The 10,320-nt window shown below is 70.9% G+C and carries 6 protein-coding genes and 1 pseudogene; 1 reads left to right on the top strand and 6 read right to left on the bottom strand.

All coding sequences use genetic code 11. The features are described 5' to 3' along the window. Positions 1-318: 318 nt before the first annotated feature. From VGW35_02910 to VGW35_02900, 3 genes are all read right to left on the bottom strand, one after another. Positions 319-510, bottom strand: coding sequence for a hypothetical protein (locus tag VGW35_02910; protein ID HEV8306593.1), 192 nt, complete (start codon positions 508-510; stop codon positions 319-321). A gap of 78 nt (positions 511-588) precedes the next feature. Then, on the bottom strand, positions 589-1,275 hold the full coding sequence (locus tag VGW35_02905) for a hypothetical protein (GenBank protein HEV8306592.1): 687 nt from the start codon (positions 1,273-1,275) through the stop codon (positions 589-591). A 132-nt stretch (positions 1,276-1,407) separates the two neighbouring features. Then, positions 1,408-3,288 (bottom strand): hypothetical protein, encoded by a 1,881-nt coding sequence (locus VGW35_02900; protein ID HEV8306591.1) that lies wholly within the window; start codon positions 3,286-3,288, stop codon positions 1,408-1,410. Between the two features lie 163 nt (positions 3,289-3,451). Here VGW35_02900 and VGW35_02895 point away from each other — a divergent pair, with 163 nt between their 5' ends. Beyond that, positions 3,452-4,318: a BTAD domain-containing putative transcriptional regulator gene (locus tag VGW35_02895; GenBank protein HEV8306590.1), complete on the top strand. Its 867-nt coding sequence runs from the start codon at positions 3,452-3,454 to the stop codon at positions 4,316-4,318. On the opposite strand, the gene VGW35_02890 is transcribed toward VGW35_02895, so the two are convergent. The 3 genes and pseudogenes from VGW35_02890 to VGW35_02880 form a co-directional block, all read right to left on the bottom strand. Further along, the gene (locus tag VGW35_02890; protein ID HEV8306589.1) at positions 4,258-5,799 is read right to left on the bottom strand and encodes an ABC transporter substrate-binding protein; all 1,542 of its coding nucleotides are present in this window, start codon (positions 5,797-5,799) and stop codon (positions 4,258-4,260) included. The two genes, VGW35_02895 and VGW35_02890, sit on opposite strands and share 61 nt — an antisense overlap. 13 nt (positions 5,800-5,812) lie before the next feature. Then, a complete protein-coding gene (locus tag VGW35_02885) occupies positions 5,813-9,103 on the bottom strand; it encodes a BTAD domain-containing putative transcriptional regulator (GenBank protein HEV8306588.1) in 3,291 nt (1,096 codons plus the stop codon). 116 nt (positions 9,104-9,219) lie between these two features. Further along, a pseudogene (locus tag VGW35_02880) lies at positions 9,220-10,272 on the bottom strand (arginase family protein). Between the last annotated feature and the right edge of the window lie 48 nt (positions 10,273-10,320).

Below are 10,320 nucleotides of genomic sequence, written 5' to 3'. Positions count from 1 at the left end.
TGCCGTTGACGTTGGTGAGCTGGGCCAGCGAGTCATAGAAGCCGAAGGCTTTGATAAGTTCCGCCGTCGGCGGCGCCGCCCGGGCGCCGCCGGGCCAGGCTCCCAGGTCGGCGAGAAGCAGGCCGATCAAGAGCGTCGTTCTGGCCCGCCGTGACCGTGAGCCGCGCATGGCCATTCTCCCTCCCACTCGACCTTTCGCCTTTCGTCGCCCCGGCCTGGACATGCGCTCGGCCTGACGCCCTGGGGCCCGGCGCCGTCGATGGAGGGCCGGGCGGCGGGCGCGCTCGCCGGCCTCGCTTGATCCGGCGTCGTCCGCCATCAGCATGCCGGCTCGGGCTCGTCGCGGGCCAGCATTGCCGTGAGGACCGGGACTACGTCCGCCAGCGTGTCCACCCGGGCCTTCTCACCGGTCCGCACCCGCTCGACCACGCCGGTCACCCGCCCGAGGGCGTCCCGGTCCAGGCGGACGATGAAGATCACGCGATGCCGTCCCTCCTCGTCACTCGCCATGAACCCTCCCGACCTGGCCATTTCCTACGGACTGTAGAGGCGGAAGCTCTTCGTCCATTCCCGACCCGTTGGGCAGTTTCAGCGAGCCCGGAGCTGCTCCAGCAGGGTCCGGGCGCACCAGTCGGTCTTCTCGATCGTCCGCTGCTTGAGCAAGCGAGCGCCGTCGGCCATCAAGTCGGCGAGCTTCGCGGTCGGCTCCTCGGTCACCGATCGGTCGCAGATCGCCTGCCAGACCACGGACGGCCCGTCGAGCCGAACGAGGCGCGCCCGTGCAACGTACAGCAGGCGGTAGGCGTCCCACGCGTTGAGGTTGTAGTTCAGCCACCACACGATGGTCTTGATATCCAGGATGACGCCCATGCCGAAGCGACGCCGGAGCTCGTCCGCGCCGTCGGTGGGCGCCGGCTCCTCGACGATCCGGACGTTCGTCAGCCCGACCTCGCCGGTGAGGCCGGCCACCAGGCGATCGCGGACCGAGAGCGCGGGATCCTGAAGGCCGTGCTCCTTCACGACCAGCCTCGCCTTGTGCTCGTCCGCCGCGGATCCGAAGGCGAGGCCGGCCAGGCCGAGCTGCCGGGCCGCGTCGCCCCCGCGCGTCGTGACCTGGAGGCTCGCCGGCTCGTATCGCACCACGCGGACCTCGGGCTCTCCCTTGAGGCGCGCGATCTCGGCGTCCGAGATCCGGATGGGTGCCGGGGCGCAGCCGGCGGCCACCAGCAGGACGATCCCGACACCGGCCAGCGGGTGAGGGCGGAACCCGGTCATGGTCTCCCTCCTCTCGACTCCACTGGACAGCGATCGCCGCCGCCAACGATGCGCCAGGACGGCGCATGGCCCGAACTTCCTTCCTCGCAGCCGCTTCGTTTCATCTTCACGAGGCGGCTCGCCCTGCCCGCCTCATTCACCATGGGCTCTGTTCCCGGGGCAGCTCTCGTCATCGAAGACGGTCGCGAGCGTGACCTGCTCGAACACCTGGGGCGGGTCTTCTGGGAAGTTAACCCGGATCACCAGCCGCACCTGCGGCGGCGTGCCCGGAGGGTTCGATACCCAGTCGCCGTGTCCTTCTGCACCGAGGGTGTCGATAACGTAGAAATGCCCTTCGGTCGCGCCGCCTGGGCCGGGCAGCCACCTCCCGGTGACGATCTCTTCTCGGTGGTGACCTGTGATCGGCCAATCCGACACCACGTAGATGCGCGTCTCCCACCCCGGGAGCGGAGCTGGCACTGGGTTGAACGGGTCGTCCCCGCACACCCGGGCGGAGAGCAGCTCGTACTGGCTGTAGCTGGGCCCGTACACCCCATCGGGCCTCTCGACGCGCCACTTCAGCCCCGAGAACTTGAAGCCGCGCGGCTGGTGGTGACTGACGCGGTGCTCTATTGTGACGACTTTCGGCGCGACCGCTTCCGCCAGGTGGGCGAGGAGATTCCCGAGGTTCTTGAGGAAGGCGACCTTCACCTTCACCGGGGTGCGCTCCAAATAGTTGGGACCGAAGCCCGGGACCTTCTCCTCCTTCGGCTGCAAGACCAGGCTGGCGAGTCCTCGCTCGTTAGTCTGCCTCTCCTCCTGGATGATCGTTCCGTACTTCTTGAGCCTCTCGTATTCGTACCTCCCGTAGAGCGACTGCCAGTTGACGGGAACCCCCTTGACTGGACCGACCGGCGGAATCTCGAGGCCGAGCAATCGCCCGCACGCGATGACCTCTGCGGGAATTTGGGCGGCCCGGGCGATCATCTGCACTCCAATCTGGAAGATGAGAGGCTTGCCCGCGTTCTCGTAATGGCCAGGCGGGCCGTAATGCGTCTCAGGATGTTCCCGGCTGAAGACGGTCTCCTGAATGTCCAGGACTAGCCCGACCAAGAGGGCGTGCTCGAGGTCGACCAAGGCCTCCACGAGCCTCAGGGACTCGCCGATCACCGGAAGGAAGAAGTTGCCGATCTTCCCGTACTTCCAGGCCTCCAGCTCGGCGTCGCCGAGGAACCCGCACGGCCCCGCGGGGCCCGATGCCACGGCGGCCGAGCGGCGCGGCCTCAAGTGGAGGAAGGGCCCCGCGATGTCGGCGGTCAGCAGCCACCGCTGGAGGGCGTCGAGGCGCACGGCGGTCAGGGGGGGGTTCTGGGCGATGTCGTAGGGCGGTCTGTGACGGAGGCCCAGCTCCCGCAAGAGCAGCAGGCCGAGCGTCTTGGCGTCGGTCGGCTTCGCGAGCGACGAGCGGGTGAGCGCTACCAGGACCTGCCGCAGGCGCTCGGCGCCGAGTGGCTGGCCATGGGGACGAAAGCCAATGGCGGTGAGGTCCGCGGCGACCTCCGAGAGCGTCACGGTCGTCCCCCGCTCCAGGCCTTTGGCCAGCGCGCCGAGCTCGAAGCTGTAGAGATAGAAGTCTTTCGGCCCTCGCTCGGCGCCGCGGACGATCGGCTGCCCCTTGCCGGTGTAGAGGCCGACCTGGAGCGCGCGCATGGCCTCGAACAGCGCCTGATAGCGGGCGGCGGGGGTGCGGGCGAGCGTGACCCTGAGGGCGAGGGTCTTGGCCAGGAGTGCATGGTCGAGCATCGGCTCCGGATCCTCGACCCTGTCGAAGAGCTGGGGCGCCGGCATCTCCGACGAGGCCTCGGCCGCCGCCTGATAGGCGGCGCGCGTCAGGGTCGCGCCAGCCGCAGGCGGCTGCCGCTGCGGCGTCGCTCCGGTCGCCGCCGAGCCCCCCGCGACCAAGGCGAGCGCGGCAACGACGGCTAGGGACGCGAATGGGTACCGCCACCGGTTCTCGATGCGATCGCGACTCATGGCTCTCCTCCTCCCCCAACAAGGCGCCAGGACGGGGCATGGCCCCACTTCGTTCCTACAGCGCCATCTGTAGCCGGCGGGGCGTTAGCAAACCGTCTGCGGAGGCGTTAGTGGTGGCAAGGTGGCGCCAGATCGTGCTAAAGTCCGCCCCCGAGGGGCGGTTGTGAGCCGGGTCACGCTGAGGCTCCTGGGGGGATTCGAGGCGCAGGCGGACCCGGGAGGGATGCTGGCCATCCCCACCCGGAAGGCGCAGGGCCTGCTGGCCTACCTCGCCCTCACCCCGGGGCAGGTTCATCCCCGGGACAAGCTGGCAGCGCTCCTCTGGCCCGACACGCCGCCGGGGTCGGCCCGCGCCGACCTCCGCCAGACCCTCTTCGTCCTCCGCAAGGCGCTCGGCGGGGCCGTGGGCGACCCGCTCGCCATCACGGCCGACGCGATCACGCTGCCGGCCGATGCCGTGCCGACCGACGTGGCGGCGTTCGAGCGGGCGGCCGCCGCGGGGACGCCCCCGGCGCTCGAGGCGGCGGCCGGCCTCTACCGGGGCGACTTCCTGGCCGGAGTCAGCGTCGAGGCGCCGCCCTTCGAGGACTGGCTCATGAGCGAGCGCGAGCGGCTCCGCGAGCTCGCCCTCGAGGTGCTGGCGCGGCTCCTCGCCCAGTACCAGGAGTGCGTCGACGTGCTGCGACGCGAGCTGGGGGTCGAGCCGGAGGGCGAGACCGAGGAGCTGTACCGCGAGGTCCTGCGCCAACGGCCGGCGCAGGTGGCCACGACGACGGCGAGCGTCGCCACGCCGGCCGAGGCGCCCCTGGTCGGACGGGACACGGAGATGGCGCGGCTGGGCGAGGCGACGGTGTCCTCCTTGGTCTGGGCGGCGAGATCGCGAGGCGCCAGGCAACCGAGCGCCAGCGCGAGGACGAGGACGCCTGTTCCAGCCGCAGCGGCGCGAGCCGTCGGTGGCCTCCTTGCCGGCTATTTCTTGCGGAGCGTGGCCGTATACATCCGGTCGATCTCGTCGGCCGGCGCCTGGTAGTCTATGCGATTGCTGATCCCCCATACGCCCCGCAAGGCCCACTTGAAGAGATAGGCAGCGTCGTCGGACAGGAGCCGCTGAGCCCTGGCATAGATCTCGGCCCGCTTCTTGAGGTCGAGGGTCGAGCGGCCGGCCTGGATCAAGTCGTCCAGCTCCCGATTGCAGTAGTAGCTGTACGGCTCGCCGCACCGGAGGATGTCGTGGAGGATCGCGTCGGCGTCGAAGACAGAATAGTAGCCCCACGACCAGTTGAACATCGGATCGGCCTTGCCGTCCTTCACCCTCGCCGTCACGACCGTCTGGTCCCCGATGTAGTTCTGGCGGACGCGGAACCCGACGTTGGCAAGGTCCGCGACGATCGCGTCGTTCGTCTGCTGGATCGCGGGCTCGACGACCGGCGGGCCGGTCATGAACCGGACGTCGAGACCGCTGGGGAAGCCCGCCTCGGCCAGGAGCTTCCTCGCCCGCCCGAGGTCCTGCCGGTGCGGCTTCACGGCCGGATCGAAGCCGAAGGCCATGGGGCTGATCACGGTCCCGACTCGATCGGCGAGCCCGTTCAGCACATGCTGAACGATGGCATCCAGGTCAACGGCCAGGTTGGCGGCCAGACGCACCCGCCGGTCCTGGAATGGGTTGGCGCCGCCCCGGCCGGCCTGGTCGAGCTGGAGGAAAGAGGTGCGGAGAATCGGCGAGGTGCTGGTCCGGGCCTGGCCCGATCTGTCGATCACGTCCATCTGGTCGGGGGGCACCGCCTTGATGACGTCCACGCCGCCGGCCATCAGCTCGGCGATCTGGGTCGCCTGCTCGGGGATGATCCGCACCCGGACGTGCTTGAAGAAGGGCTTGGGCCCCCAGTACTCGTCGTTGCGGACCAGCAGGTGCTCCCGTTTGCGACTCCAGCTCACCAGCTTGTAGGGGCCGGTGCCGACCGGATGCTCCTGCATCCAGTCGTGGCCCTTCTCCTTGATCTGCTTCTCGGACTGCATGACCTGGGCGGTCAACCGCTCGACGAAGATCGGATAGGGGCCGTCGGTGTGGAAGCGCACGGTGTGGTCGTCCACCACCTCCACGCTCTTGATCTTGGCGTGGTTGCCGCGCGCGCTCAGCTTCTTGGCCGGGTCGAGGATGCGCTCGAAGGTGGCCTTGACGTCGCGGGCGGTGAAGCGCGAGCCGTCGTGGAACTTCACGTTGGGGCGGAGCTTGACCTCCCAGGTGGTGTCGTCGAGGTTCTTCCAGCTGATGGCCAGGTTGGGGACGACCTTCAGCGTCTTCAGGTCGCGCACCGCCAGGTGGTCGAAGACGTGGTACCCGAGGATGAGCCCGCTGCGCGAGATGGTGTTGGGGGGATCCCACGTGTCCGTGTCCGACTGGACGGCGAAGACAATCGTGTCGTCCTTGGTCTGGGCCGCGAGGTCGAGCGGCGGCGCTAGGCAGCCGAGCGCCAGCGTCACCGCCGCGAGGACGGCGCCGATCCGACCCATGGGGCAGGAGAAGTTAGGGCGCAAGGCCCGCGCGACGCCCTCTGCCGAGATCGGCGAGCTCGGCCGTGGCGTCCGGCAGCCAGAGGGTCATCTCCAGGGCCCGCAACTCACCGACGGCCGCTTCGAGGTGCCCGCGCGCCTCGGGGTGGCCGAGGCGGCGACAGAGGCGGCCCAAGCCGAGCCGCGCATGCGCGGCCAGCGGGCGCATGCCCAGCTCGGTGGCGCCAGTCAGCGCCGCCTGGAAGTGCGCCACGGCGGCCTCCGCCTTGATGGCGTCCCGATCGGCGGAGGCTACCTCGCCCAGGAGCCGATGGGCCCAGGCCGCGTTCCCGCGCTCTCCGAGTGCCACGGCCAGCTCGAGCGCCTCCTCCCCGTGGCGCCGCGCCTCGTCCCCGGCGCCGGCCAGCAGGCGCGCCTCACCCAGCCAGCCGAGCGTCTGAGCGCGCATGCTGACCATCCCCAGGGCGTCGCTCTCGGCCAGAGCATCCTCCAGCAGAGCCCGGCCCTCGGCGAGTCGCCCGGCGAGGGCGTGGGCATAGCCCGCTCCCGCGGCGAGCCACGGCCAGAACGCTCGGAGGTCCTCTCGGCCGCCGAGCACGCGACCCCGCTCGGCCAGGGCTGCCGCGGACGTCAGGTCGCCCCGGCGAACGTAGAGCAGGATGACGAAGCTCCAGGTGATCATGCGGACGAACGGCAGCGCGACCTCGTCGGCGAATCTCAGCGCTTCCGCGGCGTGGATGGCCGCGTCGCTGAACTCCCCCAGCTCGGCGAGGCAGCGAGCCAGCACCGCCCGGCTGGTCATGGCGGGGAAGCCAGGCTGGCCGAAGCGCTCCCGGACCCGCGGCCCTGCGAGCACGGTCACGTTTTGCTCCAGCGCCGCTCGCCCGCTCCGATAGTCGCCCACCGACTGGTACGTGTGGCCGAGATAGAGCCGGGCCACCGCCTGGAGCCCGAGGTCCCCGACCGCGACGGCCAGGTCGAAAGCCCGGCGGCCGTGTTCGAACGCCCGCTCATACTGACCCGCCAGCCGGAACGCTGGCGTGAGATGGGCCAGCGCGCGCGCGAGGCGACGGGAGTCGTCGAGGCCGTCGGCGAGCGTCACCGCCTCGCGCAGGCACGCAAAGATCCGCTCCGGCTCGCCGAGGGAGAAGAGCGCGTTGCGGAGATCGAAGCGGAGGTCCACGGCCAGCTCCCGCACGTCCCGCCGGTCCGGCAGGCGGGCCAGGGTCGCGAGCGCCTGGTCGAGCGTGGCGGCCGCCTGCCGGAACGCGCCGCGGGTCACCGCCTGCGCGACCGTCTCGCGGAGGTAGCTCACTGCGCGGTCCCACCGCTCGACCTCGGCGTAGTGTCGGGCCAGCGCGGCCGCGTGCGGGGCGAGATCGTCCGCGTACAGCGCCTCGATCGCTTCCGCGACCTGCCGGTGGAGGAGGCGGCGGCGCGGCGGGAGGATGGCGTCGTACGCCACCTCGCGGATCTGGTCGTGCCTCAGGTCGAAGCGCTCACCCACCTCGTGGAGCACCCGCCGGCGCACGAGCTGCTCGGCGGCCTCGGCGACGTCGCGCTCGGCCAGCCCGGAGGCCCGGTGCAGCAGGGCGAAGTCGAACTCGCGCCCGATGACGGCCGCCACGTCGACCAGCGCGCGGGGCCCCGGCGCCAGCAGTCCGAGACGCCCGGCGATCACCTCTCGGGCGCGGTCCGACAGCCGCGGCCCCGCCGTCCCCGCTTCGCGGAGCGTCCCCATCGACTCCACCACCATGAACGGATTACCATGACTCGCCGCCCACACCTGCTGGCCGAGCCGGGCGACAGCGGCCGCCTCCAGGCCCGTTCGGGCCAGCGCCGCCACGAGGACCGTCGTGTCCGACTCCGACAGCGGGGCGAGCGAGAGCTCGAGGAGCCGCCCCTCGGCTTTCAGCTCGTCGAACGCCTGCTGCAGCATCGGCGTCGCCGGCGGCTCGTCCGCCCGGACCGTCACCGCGATCAGCACCCGCCTCCCCTGACATCGGCGTCCGACGAAGGCGAGGAGGCGTACCGTCATCTCGTCAGCCCAGTGCAGGTCCTCCAGAAGCACGACCACGAGGCGCCGCCCGCCGAGCTCCGCGAGCAGCCAGGTCACGGCCTCGAAGAGCCGGAGGGGATCGGCGGGGTCGGTGGTCATCGGTGACCCGGCGGCCGCCAGCTCGGGCAGGAGCCGGGCCAGCTCGGCGCGCCAGACCGGACCCAGCCCCGCGGCCACCTCGGCGTCATCCGGGATGCCGGCCTGCCGGAGCGCCTCGGCCCACGGCGCCAGGGGCAGGATCTGCTCGGTCGCGTGGCAGCGGCCGAGTAGCACGTGGGCGTCGTGCGCCAGCGCGGCCGCCGCCAGCTCACCAAGGAGCCGGCTCTTGCCGATTCCCGCCTCCCCGAGGACCGCGATCACCGTGCCCGCTTGGCGTCCGGCGTTCTCCACCGCCTGGCGCAGCTGGACCAGCTCGCGGTTCCGCCCGATCAGCGCGGTTTCGAAGGCAGGCGCGCCGGCCGGTGGGCCGGCCGGCTCCCGGCTCGGCGGCGATGGGGCGCGCAGCGCGGCCGCTGGCAGCGCGGGCCGCTGGCGCAGGATCTCCTGGTAGAGCTGCTGCGTCTCCGCCTCCGGGTCGACGCCGAGCTCTCGCTGGAGCCCGGCCACGCACGCCTGGTACTGCCGGAGCGCGGCCCCGCGGCGCCCAACCTCCGCATAGAGCCGCATCAGCGTTCGGTGGACCGGCTCTTGTAGGGGATCCAGTCCGAGCAGCGTGAGGGCCGTGTGGATGGCGGCCTCCAGCGCCCCCGCTGTCCGCTGGCCAGCCAGGAGCTTGGCCAGCGCCTCGAGGGCGAGCTCACGGAGGCGCTCGCGCTCGCTCATGAGCCAGTCCTCGAAAGGCGACGCCTCGACGCTGACTCCGGCCAGGAAGTCGCCCCGGTAGAGGCCGGCCGCCTCATCGAGCGCCGGCGGCGTCCCCGCGGCGACCGCTCGCTCGAACGCCGTCGCGTCGGTGTGGACGGCGTCCGCCGGCAGCGTGATCGCGTCGCCCGTCACGACGAGCGGGTCGCTGCCGAGCGCCTTTCGGAGGACGAAGAGGGTCTGGCGGAGGTCAGCGCGGGCGGCCCCTGGTGGGACGTCGGGCCAGAGAAGCGCCGCCAGCTTGTCCCGGGGATGGCTTTGACCGGGCGTGAGCGCGAGGTAAGCCAGCAGCGCTTGCGCCTTCCGGGTGGGAATGGTGAGCACCCCTCCCGGGTCCGCCTGCGCCTCGAATCCGCCCATGAGTTTCAGGTTGACCCGGCTCACAGCCGCCCTTCGGGGCCGGACTTTAGCACGATCTGGCGCCACGTTGCCACTGCTAACCCCAATCGGCAATTCCTTTGCGCCTGCGACCAGGGAATCTGTAAGAGGCTAGCGTCCCGTCAACGTCGCGACCGGGCCGAGCGGGCGAGCCGGGCCGCCGCCGCTCGGGGACGCCCGCCGTCGGTCGGCGCCGCTGCCGTCGCGGCGCGCCCGCGGCCGTTTTCGGGCAGGGCGGTGGCGGCCCGCATCGGGTGGCGCTTGCGGTAGCCGGGGTGCTCGACGATCCGCGCCAGGAACTCGATGATGAGCTGGGCCGCGATCAGCGAGATGTTGTCGGAGGCGACGTCGAGCATCGGGTTCACCTCGACCAGATCGAACCCGATGACTTCCCGGCTCCGCGCGATGGCGAACAGCGTCTGGCGCAGCTCCTCGTAGCTGAGCCCGTTCACCTCGGACGAGGCGCAGCCCGGCACCAGCGGCAGGTCGAGGACGTCGATGTCGATCGACACGTAGACCGGCTCGCTCTTCGGCAACCGGTCGACGATCGCCTGGTGGCCCCGCCGGCGGAACTCCGGGATGGTCACAACGTCGTTGCCGCGCGCCCGCGAGTCCTTCACGTCGGACTGGCTCGTCCGCAGGCTCCGGATCCCGACCTGGACGATGTGGTGGACGGTCTTGAGCTGCGAGACGTTGCGGATCGGGTTGCCGTTGGCCCACTGCACGCCGTGGACGAAGGGGCGGTAGTCCAGGTGGGCGTCGAAGTGGACGACGTTGAGCCGCTCGTCGTAGGCGCGGACGACCGGATAGGTCACCGCGTGGTCGCCGCCGATGACCACCGGGAAGGCCCCGGCCTTGAGGATCCGCTTGACGTCGCGGGTGATGTTCTCGAACGTCTTCTTCACGTTGGTGTAGATGATGTCGGAGTCCCCGCAATCCACGATCCGGCGGTGCCGCCGCTCGTACTCGAGGTACCGCCGGTCCTCCTCGATGTCGTAGTAGCCGAGCTGGTTCTGGGTCGGGCCTTACCCCGCGTACTTGACCGACAGCTCCCGGATCTTCCGGGGAGCGAAGCGCGCGCCGGGCTTCCAGGGCGAGCCCTCGTCGCTCGGGGCGCCGAGGATCGCGATGTCGGCGTCGAGCGCCGAGAGGTCGGAGCAGCTCGGTACGCGCATGAATGACACGAGTCCCGTGAAGAGCAGGTTCAGCCGGGTATCGGCTGG

The organism is Candidatus Methylomirabilota bacterium, assembly GCA_036005065.1.
Lineage (GTDB): Bacteria > Methylomirabilota > Methylomirabilia > Rokubacteriales > DASRDR01 > DASYQW01.
The sequence above is the reverse complement of the archived record's forward strand: the minus strand, read 5'-3'. Positions and strand labels throughout refer to the sequence as shown.

What these genes read in the sequence shown, in the direction of transcription:
- VGW35_02910 (HEV8306593.1), bottom strand. Translation starts at nt 510, where the DNA reads ATGGCGAGTGACGAGGAGGGACGGCATCGCGTGATCTTCATCGTCCGC.
- VGW35_02905 (HEV8306592.1), bottom strand. Translation starts at nt 1,275, where the DNA reads ATGACCGGGTTCCGCCCTCACCCGCTGGCCGGTGTCGGGATCGTCCTG.
- VGW35_02900 (HEV8306591.1), bottom strand. Translation starts at nt 3,288, where the DNA reads ATGAGTCGCGATCGCATCGAGAACCGGTGGCGGTACCCATTCGCGTCC.
- VGW35_02890 (HEV8306589.1), bottom strand. Translation starts at nt 5,799, where the DNA reads ATGGGTCGGATCGGCGCCGTCCTCGCGGCGGTGACGCTGGCGCTCGGC.